The organism is Paraburkholderia madseniana, from assembly GCF_009690905.1.
In the GTDB taxonomy this organism is placed as follows: Bacteria; Pseudomonadota; Gammaproteobacteria; order Burkholderiales; family Burkholderiaceae; genus Paraburkholderia; species Paraburkholderia madseniana.
Genome location: NZ_VOSW01000095.1, coordinates 1 through 22444 on the forward strand (window position 1 = coordinate 1; position 22444 = coordinate 22444).

A 22444-nucleotide genomic window follows, 5' to 3' on the forward strand; every position below is an offset into this window, starting at 1 on the left:
TGCGTCCAGCCTTCACCAGCTCGACCATTTGCGCCCGGAATTCCGCCGGGTACGGGGTACGATGCTTGCCCATAATCGGCACCTCCTTCTCCAAAGGATAGATGTCCGTTTTTCTGGGTCAACTTCAGGTGAGAAGAGAGCGGGACGCTTGCGTCCCGCTCTCTTTTCTACGTTCACATTGAGTCTAGTACGAAAGTTTCCTGATTCCTTCGAGCTGCTACGTCCGTCGGCCCTTACAGGGGGAGGCATCCATTCCATTCCCGGTTGCTTTCAGCCACTGTCGACGTTTCAACTCCTGGTGGTGCCACAAGCAGCCAGCCTCCCGGAGAAATGAAGAACAAACCCGAGCAATGCCAATGCGCCGCCGAATATGCACGCTGTGTGCCATCCACCTAGTCGCCAACTGAGACTTGCTCCCCAGGAACCCGCGGCACCGCCTACGAACATGCCGCTCATGAATAGCGTGTTGAGTCGGCTTCTTGCCTCCGGGCGAAGTGCGTACACCACATGTTGGTTGGAGATGAGAGCCGACTGCTCACCGAAGTCCAACAGGATGATGCCGACGATCAGGCCAACGAGGCTGCCCCAAAGGCCGAGAACCGCGTATGACAGCAGCATGATCAGACAACCAAGCCCGATAACGGCATGGGGTCCACGACGATCGGCGACACGGCCGGCAAGTGGGGCAATCAGAATACCGGCCGCACCAACGATCCCCATGAGGCCTGCGACATCAGCCCCCAAGCCGAAGGCTTCATGCAGACGCAATGCCAGAATCGTCCATAGCCCAATAAAGGAACCGAACATCGCGGCTTGAATACACGTTGCACGGCGCAGTGACGGTTCTTCTCGCCACAACTCGATGAGTGACTTCATGAGACGAAAGTAGCTGTGACTTGTCTTGGGTTCACTGTGTGGGAGTTTGACTAGCAACATGACCCAGATAATGGCGGTCATCGCGGCCCCTAGCCAAAACGTGGCACGCCAGCCCCAATGATCGGCAGTAAATCCGCCGACGGCCCGTCCCAGCAGAATGCCGCAAAGCAAGCCGCTCATCACAGTGCCGACGACCTGGCCACGGCGACTGGATGCGGATAGTTCTGCCGCGAACGGTACGACTTGTTGGGCAACAGATCCTGAAATACCTACTACTGCTGAAGCGACTACCAGCAACCAGGCATTCGGGGCTGCAGCAAGGCATACCAACGCCACAACTAACACTGCCGTTTGCCCGAGAATCAATTTTCTCCGATCAATCCGGTCTCCCAGAGGTACCAGAAAAAACAGACCACAGGCGAAACCCAGTTGTGTCGCCGTCGGAACCAGATTGACGAGGCCAAGCGATCGCGGGAAAGCCTGCTGCAACAGTTCCAGGATCGGCTGGTTGTAGTAAATATTAGCGACGAAGACACCGCAGGCGACCGCCATCACCATCAGCAATGAACTGTCCAGGTGATGTGTTAACCCGGGCTCTTCAGGGGCGGCGGACTGCGCCGGAGATTCGCTACCAACTGTATTGGGTGACATGTCCAGACTCACGACGTAGTACAGGGACCTTCATCGTGATGCAGCGCACACAAGAAGTCTTTGGCCTACAATTTCAGACGTCTGAAATTCCAGTTGATCCCTGCAATCTTGCTGTGTGACATTGACAAATGCCTACAGGTACAAAGACTCGCCATGAAAGGTCGTCGAAGGGCCCTGACGCCCGCGACGACGATATGGTTGCTTTCGGCCGCTACCAGTTGTTCCCAGGTTTGCGGCTGCTGTTGAGAGATGGTGTACGACTGGACGTAGGTGAGCGTGCGCTGGACGTGCTAGTCCAGCTTGTCAGTACGGCAGGCCAGGTCGTATCCAAAGATTCGCTTCTTTCCCGGATATGGTCGAAGGAGGTCATCGAGGAAAACAGCTTGCAGGCGCAGATCTCGTCGTTGCGAAAAATACTGGGGGATGATCGGGACCTTATCGCGACGGAATTCGGTCGAGGCTATCGTTTTACAGGTTCAGTGCAGGCGCATCGGGCTGTCACGTCGTCCATAGGCGCCCCTCAACCACGAGTTGGCCTGCCGAGCCCACGGTCTCCTTTGATCGGCCGCGTTGAGGAGCTATTGGAATTAAACCGGCTGCTGGCTACCCAAACGCTATGTACGCTCACAGGCCCTGCCGGCATAGGTAAGACCCGCCTGGCGATAGAGGCCGCGTCAGAATCCAGCCCCTGTTTTCCCGACGGGGTTTACTTCGCCGACTTGTCGCAACTAAGCGCAGCCTCAGTGTCGCCAGCTATTTCGAGCGCGTTGGCGGGGCTTGCTGGGACAAGCACACAACAGTTGGCGTCTCACCCGGGAAGGGCACTACTGGTCGTTGATAACTGCGAACACGTTACGTCGGCCTGTGCAGCGGCCCTTGAGCGGGTTCTGGAATCTGATCCGCAACTGAGCGTGCTGCTCACCAGCCAGACCCCATTGGGGCTGGACGGTGAGCAGGTCTACCGGCTCAGTCCTCTCACGTTACCTCCGCGCACCATCAACGCAGCAAACGCAAGAAGCTATAGTGCGGTTGAACTGTTTGTCCGCCGTGTAACTTCCGCGGACTATCACTTCGAGCTTACGGAAACGAACGTAGAGCAGGTTACGACGTTATGCAGGGCGCTCGATGGGGTTCCACTGGCATTGGAAATCGCTGCAGCTCGCGTGCCATCGCTGGGTCTCGCAGCGGTCACCGAGGATTTAGCCCTTTCGTCCGGATTGCTTGCCGCTCAGAAACGCCAGACCCCGGGTCGCCATCGGACGCTTGGTGACGCGCTGCAGTGGAGTTACCAATTACTCGACTCCGTGGAACAAGCGGTGTTCCAGGATCTGGCCATTTTCCCTGCCGATTTCACCGTCGCTGCCGCAGAACGTATCGTATCCACCAAGCTGGAAAGGCCCACCCGACTGGTTGATGTGCTTTGCAGCCTCGTCGAAAAGTCGCTGATCACGTTGCAGGCCGGAACCCAGCCGATTCGCTATCGCTATCTAAGCATGCTGCGGGCATACGCCCTGGAGCAGCTTGCGAACCGCACGGCGGCCGTGACTGAAAAGCATGCTCGCTTCGTTGAGCAATTGACTTCTCAAGCCCAACGGGATTGGACGTCGCTACCCACGACGCAATGGAAGCGACAATACGAACACCACATTGACGATATCAGGGCCGCTCTTGACTGGTCATTGTCAGATAGTAAGCGCCGTGCCTCGGGTCTGCTCATTCTCGCGAACTCCGCCCCATTCTGGATACAACTATCACTCTACGACGAGTGTCGCCAGCGGATTACGAACGTACTGGAAGAAACGAAAATTCCTCCCGTTGAAGAGCGCCAGGAGATGATGATCCAGACCGCACTGGCCACTTCGCTGACCTGGTCACGTGGACCCGTTCCGGCTAATGGGCGGGCCTGGAGCAGGGCCAGCGATCTCGCGCTTCGGCTGGACGACGCGGAAACGCAACTGCAGGCTGAATACGGTCTATGGCTTTATCATCTTCGTGGCGGTTGCTACGCACAGGCCCTCAGGCACGGGAAACGCATGGCAGATTTAGCCGTGAGGCATCGCGATCAAGCCGCACTTCTGACGGCGCGCCGTTTGATTGGGACATCTCACCATTTTCTTGGTAATCACACAGAAGCTCTGATTGAAATTGAGTGCATGCTCGACAGTTATACGCGCGACGAACGTCATGGTTCCCATTTCAGATTTGGAATGGACCAGCGCGTGGCAGGTTGGGCCTTTCTTTCGCGCATTCTGTGGGTAATGGGGAACACGGCAAAAGCGCGACGGGCTGCCCAGATAGCGATTGACGAGGCTATGGCATTGGATCACGCCTGCACCCTATGCTGTGCCCTTGCGGAGGGAAGCTGTAACGTGGGAGCACTTTCGGGAGACGTAGAGGGCGTCAAGCGTGTGTCCCAGCAGCTTATCCAAGTGGCAGGAACTCACGGTCTGGACTTTTGGGGACTCTATGGTTCGGCTTTTTCACTTTGGGCGAAAGTATTCCAGGATCCGAACGCTGTCTCTTTCGTCGAGCTTCGATCGACACTGGAGACGCTGCAAGCCCGTGGATTTGATCCGGCTTATTCCGTTTTCTTATCCGACTTTGCGAGCGCAATGCTGGAACAGGGCCGTATGCGAGAAGCAGTCAGCCTCATTAATGCCCGGCTGGCAGGCGACGCGACTGGACAGTTTTGGAACGCCCCTGAACTGATGAGAGTCAAGTCTCGGACGCTATCGGAGAAGAGGTCGTCTCGGCGAGCGCCACGGGCGTTGATTTTGCAGCAAGCGTTGACGCTGGCGCGCGCTCAGGGCGCCAAGGCGTGGGAGCTAAGACTCACGAACGAACATGTCGCATAGGCGCGCGTCGTAATGCGGTATCACCCGTTTGCCGCGCCGAGCGCTTCGCCGAAGCGGGGCAAGCCCGCGAGCGGGCCCGTTTCCGTCGATTCGACCAGGTAGTCGAGGAAGGCCCGCACAGAGGGCGACGTGCGTCGTGCGCGTTCGAAGAGCACATTCACAGGCGCAGGCATAGTCTCGTAATCCTGAAGGATGCGCCGCAGCCGGCCGCACTCGATGTCGGCCGCTACTTGCCACGACGGGGCGCGCACGATGCCCGCACCGTCGATCGCCGCGGCCGCGAGCACGTCGAGCGCGTTGGCCCAGAGGCGGCCTGTAATGCGGGCGGAATGACGAGTACCCGCGGACTTGAAGCGCCAATCAACGGGGCCAGGCTGGTCGGAGAAAACGAGGCAGTCGTGCCGGCGCAGCTCGTCAGGCGAGCAAGGCGCGCCGCGGCGCTCGATATAAGACGGTGCGGCGCAAACGATCATGCGCACGTCACCGAGCTTGCGTGCCACGAGCGCTGAATCGGGCAGGCGGCCCACACGAATCGCGAGGTGGATGTCCTCCTCGATGAGATTCACGGCGCGGTCGATCAGCAGCAGCTCGACCGAAACTGCGGTGTGGCGCGCAAGGAAGCACGGCAAGAGCGGCGCGATGACGGTTCGGCCGAGCAGCGTGGGCACAGCGATGCGCAAACGGCCCGCCGGCTCGCTCTGGCCCGCGCTGAGCAACGTGCCCACTTCGTCCAGCTCGGCAAGGATCGACTTCGCGCGCTCGAAAAAGAGGCGCCCCTCGTTTGTCAGCGCAATGTGCCGTGTCGTGCGACGCAGCAGCTGCATGCCGAATTGCTTCTCGAGCGCCGACAAGTGGCGGCTCACCGAAGTCAGCGACATCGGAATCGCACGGGCGGCTGCAGACAGACTGCCGGTTTCCACCACTCGGACAAACACGTTCATCGCGTCGAATCGGTCCATTGGTCACCTTTCCTCGAAGCGGAAGAGTCATTATCGCTTTATGACCGTACTCCCGAATCGGGGAATAGTCTACATTCCCCTTTGAGCAAACCGCAAAAGCCCGCGCGCCACGCCTGGAGCGCGTGAGCTCTTCGAACATTTCCGGCAAAGGATGGACGCAGATGAAGCAGTCGATCTACTGGGTCATGGCACTCGCAGCCGGGCTCGTCGTCGCCAACAACTATTACAACCAGCCGCTGCTCGTCGATTTCGCGCATACGTTCAGGGTTGCTGAAGGGCAGGCCGGCGTGGTTTCCATCGCCGCGCAGGCTGGTTATGCGCTCGGCCTGCTCCTGTTCATTCCGCTGGGCGACAAGGTCGAGCTTCGCAAGCTCTTCGCGTTCACGTTGGCGGCGTCCGTCGTTGCCCTCGTTGCGATGGCGGCGGCGCCCACGCTGCCTTGGGCTGTGGCGGCGAGCTTTGCCGCGGGCATGGCAAGTGTGGCACCGCAACTGCTCACGCCTCTTGCGGCGCAGATTGCAGGACCCCAAGGCCGCGGCAAGGCCGTCGGAATCGTGATGTTGGGCCTGCTTTGCGGCATCCTCGTCTCTCGCACGGTATCGGGCGTGATCGCTGCGTATTTCGGATGGCGCGCTGTCTACGCCTTCGCGGCAGTCGCAATGGTGGCCGTTGCCGTCATGCTTGCGCGCGTGCTTCCGCGCGTCGAGCCGACCTTCTCGGGCAGCTACGGTGCGTTGATGCGTTCGCTGCTTGCGCTGCTGCGCGAGGAGCCCGTGGTAGGGCAGACCGCTTCGATCGCGGCGTTGCAATTCGCCGCATTCAGCGCCTTCTGGACGACGCTCGCGTTTCACCTGCACGGCCTCAACGCCAGTTACGGCAGCGAGACAGCCGGATTGTTCGGGCTTGTCGGTGTCGCCGGCGCGAGCGCGTCCTATGCCGTTGGAAAGCTGACCGATAGGCACGATCCGCGTCGTGTCATTTTCGTGGCCAGCATCGTGTTCATCGCCTCGTATATGCTGCTTGCCTGGAAAGGCGCGAGCATCGGTGGGCTAATCGTCGGCGTGGTCCTGCTCGACCTAGGCTTGCAAAGCTCGCATGTCTCGAACATGGCGCGCAATCTGGCAGTTCGGAGCACCGCGATGAGTCGCGCCAACACGCTCTATATGACGATCCGCTTTGCGGGCGGGGCGCTCGGCGCGACGCTTGGCAACTATGCATGGAGCGTGTGGCATTGGCCGGGCGTGTGCGGTGTCGGCCTCGTTTTTGCCAGCGCCTCAATGCTGCTGCAGATCATTCCCGCGTCCGGTCCGCGGCCGTTTGCGGCGGAACGCGAGAGAAGCGCCGACCATAAGGTGCATGAAGCGCGATAGGCGATCTAGCGTTCGAATTAAACTGATCGCTCTGCCTTAGGCATATGGAAGGACTGCTCGCGGGTCACGACGATGGCAGGAGCAATACCGACGTAGGTAACAACGTTCATTGATGCTCATAGCAAACCTCACCTATTGTTCGAAGCAGCCGCTTCAGGGGCGAGACACGCCGACGGGTAGGATAGAGGCAAATCGGGCGTTAAAAAGGCGGGGACTTTGCTCGCGGAGCGGTCACCGCTTTATTCAAATGTAGAAAAAGGCAATGCCTTTGCACTCTCAAATGTAAAACGCAGCACCATGGAAAACCTCCTCAAAAAGCTCGACCTCACCTCGCTGCGCCTGTTCGTCGCCGTCTGCCAGGAGCAGAACATCGCGCGCGCGGCTGAGCGTGAGTTCATCGCCTCGTCCGCGGTGAGTCGGCGCATTGCCGAAATCGAGGCGCTGATCGGCTTGCCGGTGATTCAGCGCCAGTCGCGCGGCATTACGGTGACGCCGGTCGGCGAGACCGTGCTGCGCTATGCGCTGGCGATCATCGGCAACATCGAACAGATGAGCGCGGAGTTGTCGCGCTTTTCGTCGGGGGCGAAGGGGCGGGTGCGGGTGGTGGCGAATCTCTCGTCGATCGTGCAGTTTTTGCCGGAGGACGTGGCGGCTTTCGGGCGCGCGTTTCCGGAGGTGTCGATCGAACTGGAGGAGGAGAACAGCGCCGACGTGCTGCGTATCGTCGACGAACACGGCGCCGACTTTGGCATCTGCAATCCGGTGGCGGGCAGTGAAGCCTTCGAGCAGGTGGCGTATCGGGAAGACCGACTGGCGGTGCTGGTGCCGGGCGGCCATCGTCTGGCCTCCGCTTCGCGCGTGGCCTTCGACGAGTTGCTCGACGACAGCTTCGTCGGCCTGCGCAGCGAGAGTGCGCTGACCAAACTTCTCGCACAGCAGGCGGCCAGCGCAGGGCGGCAGATCGACGTCAAGATCCGCGTCAGCAGCCTCGATGCGCTGTGCCGGATGGTCCATGCCGGCCTTGGCATCGCAATCGTGCCCGAGCAGGTGGGGCTGCTCTATGTGAACGCGCTCGACGTGCGCCTGCTGTCCTTGAGCGACGCCTGGGCGGTGCGGCATCTCATCATGATCTTCAAGTCGCGAGATCAGTTAAGCGCCAGCGCGGCGGCACTGGTGGGGTTCCTCGGCAGCAAGCCCTAGCCCGCAGGGCGCCTCGCACCATTCTCCAAACGAGACGTCTGTGTTGCTGGACCGGCACTTCGGCATTGCCTGCGCGCGCCGTATAGTGGGCGCAAGGAGAATGCTCATGAGCGATACGATTCGTCTGGACGGCCGCGTGCTGTACCTGTCACAGGACCCCGCGGTGATCGAGGCGCAACTTGCCGGTGAAAATTTCACGCGCGCCACCGCCGGTGCGCTGCGCGATAACGTCTCCACTGACGAAATCACACCGGTCACCGTCATGCTCACCTATGACGAACGCCTCGGCCAGTATCCGTACGTCGGCTTCAAGGCCGGCGAGCGCATGCCGATCGGCCGCCATGCGGTCAAGAACGGTGGCTTCCAGGTGACGGTGGCGGGCAAGCGCTACGGCAAGGGGTCGTCGCGCGAATCGAGCCCGTTGGCGGAGTTGTCGGCGGGCATTCGCCTGATCGTCGCGGAGAGTTTCGAGCGTATCTATCAGCAGAACTGCGACAACATCGGCATTCTCACGACCACCGATTTCTCCGTGCTCGATCGTCTGATCGCGGGAGAGACGGTGCCGATCGACGAGTTTCTCAAAGGCCGCGATGCGCTCACGCAGCAGATCATTCGCAGCGGTGGCTTGCTTGCGTACAGCAAGTTCGCGAACTGGCCGGCGCCGCGTGTGCGGGAGATGGCAAACCCGGCAAACGCGGCCAACGCAGCGAATGCGGCAAGCACCGCCGAACCGAAGACGCTGGTCGAGAAGATCATCGAGCGCCATCTTCATCCCGGCATTGAAAGCGCGCAGCGCGGCGACGGCGTGTTCATCGCCGCCGACTGGCGCTTCAGCCACGACTATTTCACCGGCATGTGCGCGCATCTGATGCATCGCGCGTTCGGCAAGCCCGCGCCGCTGCATGCGCCGGATCACATCATCGCGTTCCAGGATCACCTGGTGCTCGCTTCGCAAAGCATTCCGCACGTGCGCGACGGATTGCTGCCGGGCGTTGCCAATCTGATGGAAGGGCATACGTCGTTCTCGCGCGACTATCCGGTGCGCTCGCACGGCGCGCTCGACAACTCGCCGGGTTCCGAAGGCATCTGTCATGCGTTGATGGCCGAGCAGTACGCATTGCCAGGACAGGTTGCATGCGGCACCGACTCGCATACGCCGCATTCCGGCGCGCTCGGCTGCCTTGCATTCGGTGCGGGCGCAACGGAAATCGCCAATAGCTGGGTGACGGGCTACGTGCGTTGCAAGGTGCCGGAGACCTTGCGCATTGAAATCGACGGCACGTTGCGCGAGGGCGTCACCGCGAAGGACCTCGTGCTGCACCTCTTGCAGATGGACGTGATCCGCTCGGGCGGCGCGATCGGCCTCGTGTTCGAATACGGCGGTGCCGCGGTGCGCGCGATGTCGGTCGACGAACGCGCCACGCTCACCAACATGGTCGCGGAACTGGGCGGATTCACGGGCATCGTGGAACCGGACGAACGCACCGTGGCGTTCCTGAAGGAGCGTCGCGGTGTCGATTTCGCCCTTGAAAACTGGATGAAAAGCGATGCGGGCGCCACGTATCGCGACACGATCCGCATCGACGCCACCGCCATCGAACCGATGCTCGCGCGTCCGGGCGATCCGGGCAATGGCGTGACGGCGCCGCAACTGGAGCAGGACGTCGCAATCGATATCGCGTATGGCGGCTCGTGTACGGCGGGCAAGCGCGAAGACTTCGACTTTTATCACGAGGTATTGCGCTGGGGCGTGGAGCAGGGCATGCATGTGCCCGAGGGCACGCGTCTCTTCCTGCAATTCGGCACCATGGCCGTGCGCGCCTACTGCGAGAACCAGGGCTATTTGCCGGTTTTCGAGCGCGCGGGCGTGACGCTCGTGATGCCGGGCTGCGGTTCGTGCGCGAACTGCGGACCGGGGCAGTCGGCCGATGCGAACGAGGTGACGATCAGCGCGATCAACCGCAATTTCCCCGGCCGCTCGGGGCCGGGCAATGTGTGGCTCGCGAGCCCGTACACCGTTGCGGCGAGCGCGCTGGCCGGAAAAATCACCACCTTCGAACAATTGAAGCACGCGCGCCGCTAGAATGCTGGCCGGACCTTGCGGCCCGGCATCGTGGTGCGCGTGACATACGAAAGTACCCAAGGCCGGCACAAGACCGGCCGCGGCGAGCATCATCGTGCATCGCCTGAATGACCGCATCACCAGGAGACAAACAATATGGCATCCCCCGATCACGCCGGGTCCGTCGCGCGCAGCGCCGGCGGCGCGGCGTCTTCCGCAAGCGCGACTGCCGCGGCGTCCGCTGCATCCACCACGCTCGACGCCGGTAGCATCTCCGCGCGCCTCGACCGACTGCCCGCCACGCGCTCTGTGTGGAAACTGGTGGTGCTGCTGAGCCTCGGCTTCTTCTTCGAACTCTACGACCTGCTGTACTCGGGCTACGTCGCGCCTGGCCTCGTCAAAAGCGGCCTGCTGACCGCAACGACGCACGGCCTGTTCGGCTCGACCGGCGTCGCGAGTTTCATCGCCGCACTGTTCAGCGGGCTGTTCATCGGCACGATCGCGTGCGGCTTTCTGGCGGATCGCTTCGGCCGCCGCGCCGTGTTCACGTATTCGCTGCTGTGGTACACGGCGGCCAACGTCGTGATGGCGTTTCAGGAAACGGCGACGGGTTTGAACTTCTGGCGCTTCGTGGCGGGCGTCGGTATCGGCGTCGAGCTGGTGACAATCGGCACGTATATCTCGGAGCTGGTGCCCAAGCAGATTCGTGGCCGCGCTTTCGCATGCGAGCAGGCCGTTGGTTTTACGGCCGTCCCGGTGGTGGCTTTTCTCTCTTATCTATTGGTGCCGCGCACGCTGTTCGGCCTCGACGGCTGGCGCTGGGTGGTGCTGATCGGCGCACACGGTGCGCTGTTTGTCTGGTGGATCCGGCGCGCGTTGCCGGAAAGCCCGCGTTGGCTTGCGCAACAAGGGCGTCTCGCGGAAGCCGATCGCGTGATGAGCGAACTCGAAGCGAAAGTACGCAGCGAATACGGCAGTGAACTGCCGCCGCCGGCGCCGCCCGCACCGGTCGCGCCGCGCGGCAGCTTCCGCGATATGTGGGTGCCGCCGTACCGCAGCCGCACGCTGATGATGACGATCTTCAATATCTTCCAGACCGTCGGTTTTTACGGCTTTGCGAACTGGGTGCCGACGCTGCTGATCAAGCAGGGCATTACGATCACCACTAGCCTGATGTACTCGAGCGTGATCGCGTTGGCCGCGCCGATCGGTCCGGTGATTGGCCTCTTTATCGGCGACCGCTTCGAGCGTAAGACGGTGATCGTGGTGATGGCGGCCGTGAATATTGTGTGCGGTTTGTGGTTCAGCCGGGCGTCCGGTGCGGTGCTGCTGGTGAGCCTCGGCGTGTGTCTGACGCTCGCGGGCAACATCATTTCGTACAGCTACCATGCGTATCAGACCGAGCTTTTTCCGACAAGTATCCGCGCGCGGGCGGTGGGTTTCGTCTATTCGTGGAGCCGCTTCTCGGCGATTTTCACGGCCTTTCTGATCGCTGCCGTGTTGAAGCACTTCGGGACGACTGGTGTGTTTGTGTTCATCGCCGGGGCAATGCTGATTGTGATGCTGGCGATCGGCTTGATGGGGCCGCGGACGAAGGGGCTCGAGCTGGAGAAGATTTCCAGGTAGTCGGGCGTGGGGCACGAATGAGTGCTCCCGACTCATCCAGACGGCCCAGGCAAGAAGAACGGCCGACCCGCTGCTGACAGTCATGAATCCGGCACCGGAATGGTCAACATCCGCCCACCGATATCAAGCGGCTGCTGAAGTCTGCCTGTGTGCAATAAAGTCAATTTCGACGAGCGCGTCCCGCGCCAATCCAGTCACGCCGATGCAAGTCCGCGCCGGCAATTTCGCAGGCGGGAAGTAGGCAGCATAGACCGCGTTCATCGTCGCGTAATCGCGTTTGAACTCGGTCAGAAAGATCCGCGCGGAGACGACATCTTCGAGCCCAAGCCCGATCCCCTTTAACACGAGAACCAGATTGTCCATCACCCGGGTTGTCTGTGCGGCAACACCTTCGGGAAGCGGGGCGTTGTCATCGTCAGGCGATGTCGGCATCTGGCCAGTGAGAAACACCCAGCCGTGCTGCTCGGTGGCATGAGAAAAGGGACCGACTGGCGTAGGCGCATCCTCAACCATCCAGAATCTCGTCGATAAATCCATCTACCGTAACTCCATGAAAAAAGAAAAGCGTCGTACGCGTACGACGCCTGGCAGCGCCATAGCGAACGTCACAAAATAATTAATCCGCGAACAAGGCCTTGCGGATAATCGCGTGCATCCCCCAGTTGCCGTCGACAACCTGTGTCACGCCGAAGTCGACCGCAACCGACATCAACGAGATTGCTTCATCTTCGGTGAGACCCTTGGTCGTCATCAGAAAGCGGCGCGTCTTGATGAACGCGTCGCGCATCGCGAGGTCTAGCGTCGACTTCTCGTAGACCTTGCTCTGCGCGTGCGTGCCGAATTCAGTCAGATAGTTTGCATGGCTGAAGCCGTGCAGCACCCACTCTTCGGGGGTTTCGACGAGCGGATACGTGAGGTCCGCATACGGTTGACCGGCAAGTGTCGCTCTCTTGTGCAACACCAGTTGGAAGTCGCCGGTCAGCGAGCATTCGATGGCGGTCCCACACAGCTCCGAATCGCCCTGCGACGCGTGCGGATCCCCGACTGACAGCAACGCGCCGGGAACGCCAATCGGCAGATAGACGCTTGCGCCCTGCGCGACACGCCAGTTGTCCAGGTTGCCGCCGAACGCGGACGGCGGGATCGAATCGATGAGGCCGTCCTGTTGCGGCGCGACCGCGATCAGGCCGAAATGCGGGCGCACGGGAATCTTGACACCCTTCAGGATCCCGTGATTCTCCTCGACCGTCGAATGGTCGACGGGCACGCCCGGATAATCGATCGTTGCATGCACCACACCGAACGGATCGCGCTGCGGCGTCCAGCGGTAGTTGTAGACCGCACGTGCATATGGCGGACCGTCGTGCGGCTGCGGCTCGGCGTCGAGTTCATAAATCGTGACAACTTCGCGCGGTTTAGGCTCGGTCAACAGCTCGCGGTAATGGAAGCCCCACCACGCGGCCGCATTGCTGCCGAACGCGCGCCCGCTGAATTGCGGATTCGCGCAGCGCCGCGGATGTACATCGAGAATCCTGACTTCCAATACGTCGCCCGGTTCGGCGCCGCGCACCGCGATCGGACCAGTGCAGATATGCACCCCGAACCCTTCGCCGGCGCCGCGTCCGTAGATCGATGCATCGATCGGCCCGGCACCGCGCCGGTTCACGTTCTTGCGCTCTGCGGTCCAGTGGAACACGCTTTCGGCGCCTGGGTCACCGGCAACCATGCGCGCCCAGTCGTCCGATGCATGCTGCGTCAGCGTCTCTATCGTCACGGTATCGCCGCTGTCGACTTCGAGCACCGGCTTCAGGTCGTGCGAAAAATAGCCCCAGTGCACCGTGTTTGCCGTCGCACGCAACAGGTGGTGGCGCGGCTTGCCCGGCCGGCGGGCGACGCCCCTTGTGGACTCGGTCCGCGTCTCGACGGTGGGGCTGGCCACGACCGTACCCGCATCGTCGAGCGTTGCTTCCCGCGGCCGCGCTTGCGCGCTGGCCTGCGCCGCGGCTTGCGCATGGAGCAGCAGCGCTTCCGTGTTGAACGGCAGTCCGCGCGAAATGCGCTGCACCAGATGCCGGGCCAGATCCAGGCTCGCTTCGTTACGGAAGGCACGCGGCGAGGTGTGATACTGGTCGCGAAACGCACGGCTGAAATGCGCGGGATCGTTGAAACCCCAACGGAAGCAGATATCCGAGATCGACATCTTTTCGTGTAGCGGATCGACTAGTTCGGCCCTGCAACGTTCGAGGCGGCGCAGCCGCAAATAGGTGGAGAAGCTCTGGCCAGCGGTTTCGAACAGCTTTTGCAGGTAGCGCTGCGAGACGCGCTCTTCTGTGGCGAGAAGCGCGAGACTGATTTTCGGGTCGCTGAGCCGCTCATCGATACTGCGGCAAACGCGCGAGAAGATGGCCGCCTGCGACGATGTCAGCCCGCTGATCGGCGTTTCGCGCTGATGCACTGCGAGAATCGCTACCAGGAACTCAATCAGCGCGAGTTCAAGCGGACGCAACTCGTTGGCCGACAACGTGTCCACGCTTTCCGCCAGCGACGCCAGAAAACCGGAAAACACATGTCCGATGCCGGCATCTCCGGCGATCCGCCCGGCACACATCGACGACGGCGCAAGCAGCCGCCCTCTGATCGCCGCACGCGGTATACGCACGACAAAGGCGCGGAAATCCGTGGCGAAAACCAGCGAGCAACCCTCGCGTGACGGCAGATAGACGAGGTCGTTCAACGTCAGGGGCTGGCGTCGGCCGTCGGCGAGCAGCGTCGCCACGCCGTCAAGGTGCAGCATGATCAGCACGCTGTCGCCGCCGGCAGCATTCGGCTCGAGCGTCTGCGCAACGGACGCCAGCAGGCTCAGATCGAAGCCCCCGACCGACCGCTGCGTCTGGATCGTCCCGTGCAACGCTCGTGCCGGAGGTATTGCGCCGCTACGCCATCCCATCCTGTCGAGCGCTTCCCGCCAGGCGCGCAGCCGTTCGACTTCCGGATAGGATTCGGTAGTAAAGCGCAGCAGATCCAAGTGGACTCCAGGGCCGATGCCTGCGGCGCGAGCGCGTCGCAGGGCGCCCGCTACCCTTGGATGGATTCGGGGAGCCGGACGGGTCATCGCAGAAGAGCAATATTCGCGCCATCGCACGTCGACTGCATCGATGATGCCCGGCCGGCCCTGAGCGGCAGCGCGCGCGAGGCCGCCACAGTCGTGCGCGAGACCGCACCAGCAGCGCGCATATGCACCGTACCGATGCATCCGGCACGCCAGCCCTTGTGGGCTCCGCATCGCCTCGCGGCCCACACGGGAACGCTCAGCCCCGCGCGCCGTCGACGAAGACGTTCTTGCGAATCGAACCATGCACGCCCCAGTTGCCGTCGACAACTTGCGTGACGCCGAAATCCGCGGCGACCGACATCAGCGCGATGGCCTCGTCCTCGCTCAGCCTGTGTACGGTCATCAGGAAGCGGCGCAGCTTGCGAAACGCGTCGCGCATCGCCTTGTCGAGGCTGGAGTGCTGTGCCACCTCGATCTGTCCGGCCGGGCCGAGTGCCGCCAGGTAGTTCGGGAAGGTGAAGCCGTACACCGACCATTGGTCGTCGGTTTCCAGCATCGGGTGCGTGAGGCCTTCGAGGATCGTGCCGCCCAGGTCGTTCTTTTTGTGCAGCACGAATTCGAAGTCCCCCGTCAACGAGGTCTCGATCGCGGTACCGCCGAGCTCGCTGTCGCCCTGAGCCGCATGCGGATCGCCGACCGAAAAGAATGCGCCTTCGACGGCGACCGGGTAATACATCCGCGCCCCCTTGCCGACACGCCAGTCGTCGATATTGCCGCCGGTGTAGCTGGGTGGATTGGAGCTGACGTAGTCGGCCTCCGTCGGCGCCAGCCCCATCGTGCCGAAATGCAGCCTGGCCGGCACCTTCACGTTCGACAGGATGTTCTCTCGCTTGCGAACCAGCGAATGATCGACCTTCACGCCCGGATAATCGATCATCGCATGAACGACGCCGTCCGGATCGGTCTGCGGCGTCCACACGTAGTTGTAGACCGCACGTGCGAACGGCTCGCCGGAGGTATCGAGCTCGAAGATCGTCACGACTTCACGCGGCTTCGGCTCCTCGATCAGATCGCGATAGTGGAAGCCCCAGGATGCGGCGACGTTCGAACCGAAACAACGGCCGCGATAACACGCATTGCAGCTCGGCCTCGGCCGTACGTCGAGAATCCGCACTTCGAGCACGTCGCCGGGCTCGGCCCCTTCAATCGCGACCGGCCCGGTCAGCAGATGCACGCCGACACCTTCGCCCGAACCTAGCGTAAAGGGTCCGTCGGTTGGCCCCGCGCCGCGGCGCGGCATGGCCTTGTGCTCCCGGGTCCAGTGAAAGATGCTTTCGGCGCCGGGGTCGCCCGCGACCATGCGTTCGTGATCGTCGTTTGCATGGTGTGTCAGCGTCTCGATCGTGATCCGGTCGCCGGAGCGCACCGTCAACGCCGGCTCGACTTTTTTGCTGAAGTAACCCCAATGAACCGTTTCGGGCGACACGGGGAGAGTATGGTGCTTCATGTTTGTTCGAACCTCGTAAGGCGCCGGGCGCAAAGGGCCGGGCGATGCTGAATGGCGCGTGCCGTCACGACGCGACTTTGAGTCGGTCGTCGGCGCCCATCACGCTCAAGAATCGCGCCGTCAAAGGATGGCGTGGGTGTGTGAGCACTTCGTGCGCAGGCCCCTGTTCGACCACCGCGCCGCCGCTCATGAACACGACGCGATCCGCGACCTGATCGGCGAAGCGTAACTGGTGCGTTGAGATGATCATCGTCAGACCGCCTTCGTTCACGAGCCGCTGGATTACGTCGAGTACTTCGCCGACGAGTTCGGGGTCGAGCGCGGACGTCGGTTCGTCGAGCAACAGCACGCGAGGATTGGGCGCAAGCGCGCGGGCGATCGCGACGCGCTGCTGTTGGCCACCGGACAGATGGCGCGGCAACGCATCGGCGCGATGACTGAGGCCGACGCGTTCGAGCAGTTCGCGCGCGCGGCGCTCGGCATCGGCGGGCGCCATGCCGTGCACCCAGCGCAACGGCCCCGCGATGTTCTCGCACGCCGTCAGATGACTGAACAGGTTGAAATGCTGGAACACCATGCCGACACCGGCACTCGCACGCTCGTTGGCGATATCGCCCTGGGTCATCTGCTGACCATCGACCCGAAAACCGAGGCGCTTGCCGGCGATGCGGATTTCCCCCGAATCCCACTGCTCCAGGTGATTGATACAGCGCAGCAGCGTGCTTTTGCCCGATCCGCTTGGCCCGAGCAGCGCAATAACCTCGCCGAAGCGGACTGTGAGGTCGAAACCGTCGAGTACCGTCTGCCCGCCGTAACGCTTGCGCAGACCCTTCACCTGCACGGTCGCGCTCTGCTTTTGGAGCGCCGTGTAGCGCTGCGCGCGCTCTGCGTGAAGGTCATCCGCGTTGGGCATGGGCGACGGCGTCGGTCCGAACGGCGCATCGACGGGTAGCGTCGGGGCCGCGCCGGTCGAGTTCGCCGCAATCCCGGCGCGGCGCCACGGCAGCAGCCCTGCGAAGCGCCCGGACGGGCTACGATCGAGATCGAGCGCGGTTTCGGCGAACAACTGGATCGCGGCGATCACGCCTGTCAGCACGAGATACATCAGCCCGGACGCGAAGAAGATCGAAAAGAAATCGAACGTCGACGACGCGAGCTGGGTGCTGCGCAAGGTCAGTTCGTCGACCGCGATCACGGAGGCCAGCGACGAGTTTTTCAACGCGCTGACCGACTCGTTCCCGAGCGCCGGGATCATCGTGCGGATGGCCTGCGGCGCGATCACACGGCGCAGCAGCACGGTCGGCGTCATGCCGAGCGCCTGCCCCGCGAGCAGTTGCCCGCGGTCGATGCCGAGCACGCCAGCGCGCAGGATCTCCGCGATGAACGGCCCCTCGTTCGCCGCGAGCGCGAGACCCGCTGCGCCCATCGCGCTCAACTTCAGCCCGATGTGCGGCAGCGCGTCGTACGCGAACACGAGTTGCAGGATCAGCGGCGTGCCGCGAAAAATCACTGTGTAGCCGCGCGCGATCGCGGCGAGCGGCCCCACCTTGCTCAGTTGCATGCTCGCGAGCACCAGTCCCACGATCAGACCGCCCGCGAGCCCGAGGGCCGTGACTGCGATCGTAAAACCGATGCCGCTCAGCAGATACGGCAGGCCGAGATAGTGCAGAAACAGATTCATCAGTTCGAGGCAATCAGCTTGGGGGTTTCGAGGTTTTCAACACCGAGCGACCACTTCTTCAGCAAGTCAGTCTGGATGCCGGCCTTCTGGATCGCGACAAGCGCTGCCATCACGGCTGCGCGCATTGCCGGATTAGTTTTCGGAACGCCGATACCGATCGAATACGGCAGTGTCACTGCACTAGCCTTTTCGAGTTGGTTCGGATACGCCTTGACCGCCTGGTCCACCGTGTTCACATCGTTGATGTACGTGTCGGCGCGGCCCGAGAGAATCGCCTGGATCGCGTTCGCGTTGTTGTCATACAGCTGCACGGCCGCTTCCGACTTGTTCGCCGCCTTGCAGGCCGGCGCAAGGTTCTGGATCAGCGGCACTTCAACGTAGCCGGTGTTCTCTGCGGCAGTCGTGCCGCACATTGTCGGGTTTATGCCGCTGATCTTCTTCGGATTTCCCTTCGCGACGAGCACGCCGTCGAACACTTTCGAATAGGTGATGAAGTCCGCCGCCTTCGCGCGCTCTTCGGTCGCATAGATGTCGGAGATTACGATGTCGGCCTGGCCGCTTTGCAGCGTGGTCAGCAGCGCCGCGAACGAGACAGGCTTGTACGCCATCTTGAAGCCAAGACAGTTGCCGATCGCTTCGCCGAGGTCGATGTCGAAGCCGATGTATTTACTCGGGTCGTTCGGGTCCAGCGCTTCATAGCCCGGCGTGTGTGGGTTGATCGCGTTGATTAGCGTCTTGCCCTTGAATTGCGGGTATTTCGCCTGCAGCGCCGCGCATTCGGCAGGCGCCGGCGCGGCAGCCTGTGCGTGACTCGAGATCAGCAGCGCCAGCAGACTGACGGCGCCAAGAACCAGCTCGCGCCAGCGGCGGGCAAGAGCGCCTGCGCGCAGCACTCCATGCCCGTGATCGACAAGATTGATATACATCCCGGAACTCCCTGAGCGGCAGATGGCAATGGCCCACACCATGTACGCCTTGTTGCATCGCACCAGCGCAAGGGTAGATAGACGAAATTCCGCATACTTGTTCCAGCGCGCACAAATGTTTGCACAGAGGCGAAGGAGGTTGGCATACAGCGAACCGCAATCGAGCGTCACACGAAAGATCGATCAGTAGATCTTCCGCGCGACCGAAATGCCATTTCGCCGCCGACGCTCCGGAGGAGGCGACAACACTGACTATCCAGGACTTCGAGGGGGGCGTGCGAGCCGGCGCCGAGTTCGTCAAGCGTCCGGCGCTGCGATGGATGAGAACACGCAATCGGTGCAGCGCGTGACCAACGTCATGAACGAAACCGCCGCAGCGTCCCTCGAGCAGGGCAAGGGCAGCTAACTGAGCAGAACGGACCTTCGAAAGTCCGGCCGAGATAGGCAGTCGAGTCGCTCTCAGATTTCACTGGTGCGTAGCTACTACCTGTCGAGAGACCTCTGACCTCCGCACACACGAACCCTTCCGTTAAACCGAGGGCGCGGCGGAAAGTCAGTTGTCGTCTGATCGGACTGGCGGGCGCTCATGCGGTACCGGCTCGTCTTTATCTGCGTCCCGTGCCGATGACTCGGCCTGCGGCGCCGCGGCAGGAAGCGGCTTGTCTCGCGGCGAAGGTGGCTCGGCGGATTTTGTGGCGGGGTCTGACGGCATCGCGTTCTCCCGGTGACTGGGGAAAATCCCCACCACTACACTAGCACTGAACATCCACGGTGGCTTGCGCGCGGAACTGCTTGAGCGCGGGCCGCGCATGGGTGGCGGATGCTACGATGGCTGGAAATTGCCGCAGAGGTCTCAATGCAAAGCCCCGCTCTGTTCCACGTGCTTCTCGACCACCTCGAAGCGAACGGCACCCAGCCTATCGATATTCAGCGGTTTGTCGATCGGTGGCACCGACTTCGATCGCACGAAGCGTTTCCATGCCCAGTCTGCTACCTCGCCGGCGAGGAGCAGCCGCTCGCAGCATTGCCGGCGCAAGGTAACTTCGAGCCATTCAAATGCCCAGGTTGTCGGACGCGGTTCGACGTACCAATCGACGGGTAACGCCACGTTTTCCGAAATGAAGGGAACAGGGCAAAACGCCGGTTTCCACGAGCGCATCGGCATGAGACCAAGATCGTGCTAGTCCCGTAAAACGCATAATCAAAGGGAACCCCTAGCAGACTTAACGAACTTCACCGGATGCCGCGTCAAGCGATGCCAACAGGCGAAACAGGCAGCGCCGACGGCAAAATCGTCTAAAATTAATCTGGTCCGATCCTGATTTGAACAAGGGGAAGATAATGATTCGATTGATTGCATGGATGCTGATTGCTGGTACCGTAGTTCTCGGCGGCTGCAACACGATGGCGGGCGCAGGCCAGGACATTTCGAAGGGAGGCCAGGCGATCAAGAATGAGGCACAGGAATCCAAGTAAGGGAACCAGCTGAGCGAGTGCGCCAACGAAGTCAAGACCCGAAGTCAGGAGCCGAACTCAACAAACTCATTCGCTCCCAATCATCGCAGCAGACGAAGCGGCGACATACGTTGCGGATGCCGGTGCCGTTGTCACGGCGGAAGTCAGCTATGGTCTTGAAGTCCGGCGCAAGACGGCCGGTGAGCCACATCAATTCAACATTGCGTTGGCATTCGCGTTCCAGGCGGCGGCTCGACTGAACCCGGTTCAGGTAGCCGTAGATGTAGATCTTCAGCAGCACGGCCGGATGCTTCTCCGAATGTCCCAACCTCGCAAAAAGAGCGGCCGCTCACCATCCCGACTACGCACGGTCAGCGAAGCCTGAACGACCATTTGTCTAACGTTTAGCTCTATCTCGACGAACGGTCGTGCCAGCGAACAGCCGAGGCATCTGTACCTCGGTTTGTCAAAACGTACCGGCAACATGTCGAGGCCAGATCGAGGTGTCGGCGTGCGTGTCGTTGTGTCAAAGCCAGATACAGATGGGCGCTGTCAGATGTCATGTCAGTGGTGGGATGCCGGCTAACCTGATGCCGTCGCTTCAATACAACGGCGATGCGTCCCGGATGCGTCCCGGATGGGATGAAAAACAGCAACGCGCCTTTTCTGGCAGGGATTTCGCCAGAATTATTTCGGATTTATGACGAATTATCTCAGCAAAACGTAACGGTGAAATCCAGCCCGGAAATGACATCATGAGGCTACCTGCCTCTTATACTCGCGCCGCTGTTTTCCGCCTGAATCGCAATCCGCTGGAGTTAATTCATGAAAAAGATCCCCGTAGCTCTCGCCGTATCCGCTGCACTCGCCGCATCGGCCGCCCATGCACAGAGTTCGGTCACCCTGTACGGCCTGATCGATGCCGGCCTGATGTATACCAACAACGTCAAGACCTCCGCCACTTCGCACGGCGGCCTGTTTCAGGCAACCAGCGGCACCATTAACGGCAGCCGGTTCGGTCTGCGTGGCGCCGAAGACCTCGGTGGCGGCCTGAAGGCCATTTTCGTGCTGGAAAACGGCTTCAACGTGCAGAACGGCAAGCTCGGCCAGAACAGCCGGATGTTTGGTCGTCAGGCGTTTGTCGGCCTGAGCAGCAGCGATTTCGGTACGGTGACGCTGGGCCGCCAGTATGACTCGCTGGTGGACTTCGTGGCACCGCTGTCCGGTACGGCCGGCACGTTCGGCGACACGGGCTTCGCGCACCCGTTTGACAACGACAACCTGAACCACACGCTGCGGATGAGCAACGCGGTTAAGTACACGAGCAGCAATTATGCAGGCCTGAAGTTCGGCGGCCTCTACGCGTTCTCCAACAACACTGACTTCACGCTGAACCGTGCTTACAGCGCGGGCGCAAGCTACGAGTTTGGCCCGTTCAAGATGGCCGCCGGCTACCTGCAGATCAACGGCAACGGCGCTGCCCCCCAAGTGAACACCAGCGGCGCAGTTGACCTCGGCGAAGCGCCTGCCCAGACGGCTGGCTTCCGGTTCGGGGCGAACGTTCAGCGCACGATCGGCGCGGGTCTGAACTACACCTTCGGCCCGGCAGTGGTCGGCTTCGTGTATACGAACAGCTTTTATCAGGGCACGCAATCGTTCAACCTCAACAACGGTTCGCAGCGCTTCAACAACTATGAACTGAACGCCAAGTACACGCTGACACCGGCGATTACGCTGGGCATCACTGACACGTACACCGATGCCCATCTGTCAGGCGCGTTTAATGCGACCGGCACGCAGTACGGCAAGGATCCGAAGTGGAATCAGGTCAACTTGCAAGCTGTCTACGCGTTTTCCAAGCGCACGGATGTTTACGCCGAAGCCATGTATCAGCACGCAATCGGCCAAAACGTTGTCGCCTTCATCAATACGTCGGGTGGTGCGTCGTCGACGGCAAACCAGGTGGTCGGCACGGTCGGGTTGCGCACGCGCTTCTAAGGAAGCCTGAAGCGGAACTCGTTTAGCCCTGTCTCAGGGCGCAGCAGCAGTGTGCGCCGGCAAAGGCACCCGCCGGCGCAAATTCATCTGGGCACGACCGCTACAGCTTGCCTGAAGAGGTCGCGTCCAGATGTGTCGGGACTCTCGTCGCTGGTCCAGACGAAACGGCGGTCACGGCGCAGTGAATGCGGAGCGAGAGTCCAACGACGATGGACCGTTCCTGGCC

Annotated in this window: 15 protein-coding genes and 1 pseudogene; 7 read left to right on the forward strand and 9 right to left on the reverse strand. The window is 61.6% G+C overall.

Translation table 11 applies throughout. The features are described 5' to 3' along the window. Positions 1-288: 288 nt before the first annotated feature. Positions 289-1527, reverse strand: coding sequence for an MFS transporter (locus FSO04_RS35335; protein WP_154566158.1), 1239 nt, complete (start codon positions 1525-1527; stop codon positions 289-291). 194 nt (positions 1528-1721) lie between these two features. Here FSO04_RS35335 and FSO04_RS35340 point away from each other — a divergent pair, with 194 nt between their 5' ends. Continuing rightward, entirely contained in the window at positions 1722-4382 is a 2661-nt protein-coding gene (locus FSO04_RS35340) for an ATP-binding protein (protein ID WP_166618315.1), read from the forward strand. Between the two features lie 20 nt (positions 4383-4402). On the opposite strand, the gene FSO04_RS35345 is transcribed toward FSO04_RS35340, so the two are convergent. Then, a complete protein-coding gene (locus FSO04_RS35345) occupies positions 4403-5341 on the reverse strand; it encodes a LysR family transcriptional regulator (RefSeq protein ID WP_154566160.1) in 939 nt (312 codons plus the stop codon). Between the two features lie 161 nt (positions 5342-5502). Between FSO04_RS35345 and FSO04_RS35350 the strand changes: the two genes are divergently transcribed. The 4 genes from FSO04_RS35350 to FSO04_RS35365 all read left to right on the forward strand — a co-directional run bounded on the left by FSO04_RS35350 (position 5503) and on the right by FSO04_RS35365 (position 11599). Beyond that, the gene (locus FSO04_RS35350; RefSeq protein WP_154566182.1) at positions 5503-6711 is read left to right on the forward strand and encodes an MFS transporter; all 1209 of its coding nucleotides are present in this window, start codon (positions 5503-5505) and stop codon (positions 6709-6711) included. A 297-nt stretch (positions 6712-7008) separates the two neighbouring features. Further along, a complete protein-coding gene (locus tag FSO04_RS35355; protein ID WP_154566161.1) occupies positions 7009-7911 on the forward strand; it encodes a LysR family transcriptional regulator in 903 nt (300 codons plus the stop codon). Positions 7912-8017: 106 nt separating this feature from the next. Beyond that, positions 8018-9994 (forward strand): aconitase family protein, encoded by a 1977-nt coding sequence (locus tag FSO04_RS35360; protein ID WP_154566162.1) that lies wholly within the window; start codon positions 8018-8020, stop codon positions 9992-9994. A 135-nt stretch (positions 9995-10129) separates the two neighbouring features. Next, entirely contained in the window at positions 10130-11599 is a 1470-nt protein-coding gene (locus FSO04_RS35365) for an MFS transporter (protein ID WP_154566163.1), read from the forward strand. Positions 11600-11722: 123 nt separating this feature from the next. Here the strand turns inward: FSO04_RS35365 and FSO04_RS35370 are convergent, their stop codons facing one another. From FSO04_RS35370 to FSO04_RS35395, 6 genes are all read right to left on the reverse strand, one after another. Beyond that, positions 11723-12136: a RidA family protein gene (locus FSO04_RS35370; protein WP_154566164.1), complete on the reverse strand. Its 414-nt coding sequence runs from the start codon at positions 12134-12136 to the stop codon at positions 11723-11725. A gap of 79 nt (positions 12137-12215) precedes the next feature. Next, positions 12216-14624 carry an acetamidase/formamidase family protein gene (locus tag FSO04_RS35375; RefSeq protein ID WP_154566165.1) on the reverse strand — a complete coding sequence of 803 codons (2409 nt, stop codon included), beginning with the start codon at positions 14622-14624 and terminating at the stop codon, positions 12216-12218. 283 nt (positions 14625-14907) lie between these two features. Continuing rightward, positions 14908-16158 (reverse strand): acetamidase/formamidase family protein, encoded by a 1251-nt coding sequence (locus tag FSO04_RS35380; RefSeq protein ID WP_154566166.1) that lies wholly within the window; start codon positions 16156-16158, stop codon positions 14908-14910. 64 nt (positions 16159-16222) lie between these two features. Then, on the reverse strand, positions 16223-17839 hold the full coding sequence (locus FSO04_RS35385) for an amino acid ABC transporter permease/ATP-binding protein (RefSeq protein WP_154566167.1): 1617 nt from the start codon (positions 17837-17839) through the stop codon (positions 16223-16225). After that, positions 17839-18765, reverse strand: coding sequence for an ABC transporter substrate-binding protein (locus tag FSO04_RS35390; protein WP_154566168.1), 927 nt, complete (start codon positions 18763-18765; stop codon positions 17839-17841). Before FSO04_RS35390 ends, FSO04_RS35385 begins: the two co-directional genes overlap by 1 nt. Before the next feature lie 853 nt (positions 18766-19618). After that, positions 19619-19930, reverse strand: coding sequence for a hypothetical protein (locus FSO04_RS35395; RefSeq protein WP_154566169.1), 312 nt, complete (start codon positions 19928-19930; stop codon positions 19619-19621). A 176-nt stretch (positions 19931-20106) separates the two neighbouring features. Here FSO04_RS35395 and FSO04_RS35400 point away from each other — a divergent pair, with 176 nt between their 5' ends. After that, a complete protein-coding gene (locus FSO04_RS35400) occupies positions 20107-20241 on the forward strand; it encodes an entericidin A/B family lipoprotein (RefSeq protein WP_154566170.1) in 135 nt (44 codons plus the stop codon). A gap of 91 nt (positions 20242-20332) precedes the next feature. Here FSO04_RS35400 and FSO04_RS35405 read toward each other — a convergent pair. Continuing rightward, positions 20333-20554: pseudogene (locus FSO04_RS35405) on the reverse strand (transposase); the annotation flags it as partial. 491 nt (positions 20555-21045) lie between these two features. Here FSO04_RS35405 and FSO04_RS35410 point away from each other — a divergent pair. After that, complete coding sequence (locus FSO04_RS35410) at positions 21046-22218, forward strand: porin (protein WP_154566171.1); 1173 nt, start codon at positions 21046-21048, stop codon at positions 22216-22218. Positions 22219-22444: the final 226 nt, after the last annotated feature.

Excerpts from the sequence above, each read along its gene's own strand:
- FSO04_RS35385 (WP_154566167.1), bottom strand. The coding sequence starts at position 17,839 with ATGAATCTGTTTCTGCACTATCTCGGCCTGCCGTATCTGCTGAGCGGC.
- FSO04_RS35350 (WP_154566182.1), top strand. The coding sequence starts at position 5,503 with ATGAAGCAGTCGATCTACTGGGTCATGGCACTCGCAGCCGGGCTCGTC.
- FSO04_RS35340 (WP_166618315.1), top strand. The coding sequence starts at position 1,722 with ATGGTTGCTTTCGGCCGCTACCAGTTGTTCCCAGGTTTGCGGCTGCTG.
- FSO04_RS35400 (WP_154566170.1), top strand. The coding sequence starts at position 20,107 with ATGATTCGATTGATTGCATGGATGCTGATTGCTGGTACCGTAGTTCTC.
- FSO04_RS35360 (WP_154566162.1), top strand. The coding sequence starts at position 8,018 with ATGAGCGATACGATTCGTCTGGACGGCCGCGTGCTGTACCTGTCACAG.
- FSO04_RS35335 (WP_154566158.1), bottom strand. The coding sequence starts at position 1,527 with ATGTCACCCAATACAGTTGGTAGCGAATCTCCGGCGCAGTCCGCCGCC.
- FSO04_RS35410 (WP_154566171.1), top strand. The coding sequence starts at position 21,046 with ATGAAAAAGATCCCCGTAGCTCTCGCCGTATCCGCTGCACTCGCCGCA.
- FSO04_RS35355 (WP_154566161.1), top strand. The coding sequence starts at position 7,009 with ATGGAAAACCTCCTCAAAAAGCTCGACCTCACCTCGCTGCGCCTGTTC.
- FSO04_RS35395 (WP_154566169.1), bottom strand. The coding sequence starts at position 19,930 with ATGCCGATGCGCTCGTGGAAACCGGCGTTTTGCCCTGTTCCCTTCATT.
- FSO04_RS35345 (WP_154566160.1), bottom strand. The coding sequence starts at position 5,341 with ATGGACCGATTCGACGCGATGAACGTGTTTGTCCGAGTGGTGGAAACC.
- FSO04_RS35380 (WP_154566166.1), bottom strand. The coding sequence starts at position 16,158 with ATGAAGCACCATACTCTCCCCGTGTCGCCCGAAACGGTTCATTGGGGT.
- FSO04_RS35390 (WP_154566168.1), bottom strand. The coding sequence starts at position 18,765 with ATGTATATCAATCTTGTCGATCACGGGCATGGAGTGCTGCGCGCAGGC.
- FSO04_RS35370 (WP_154566164.1), bottom strand. The coding sequence starts at position 12,136 with ATGGATTTATCGACGAGATTCTGGATGGTTGAGGATGCGCCTACGCCA.
- FSO04_RS35365 (WP_154566163.1), top strand. The coding sequence starts at position 10,130 with ATGGCATCCCCCGATCACGCCGGGTCCGTCGCGCGCAGCGCCGGCGGC.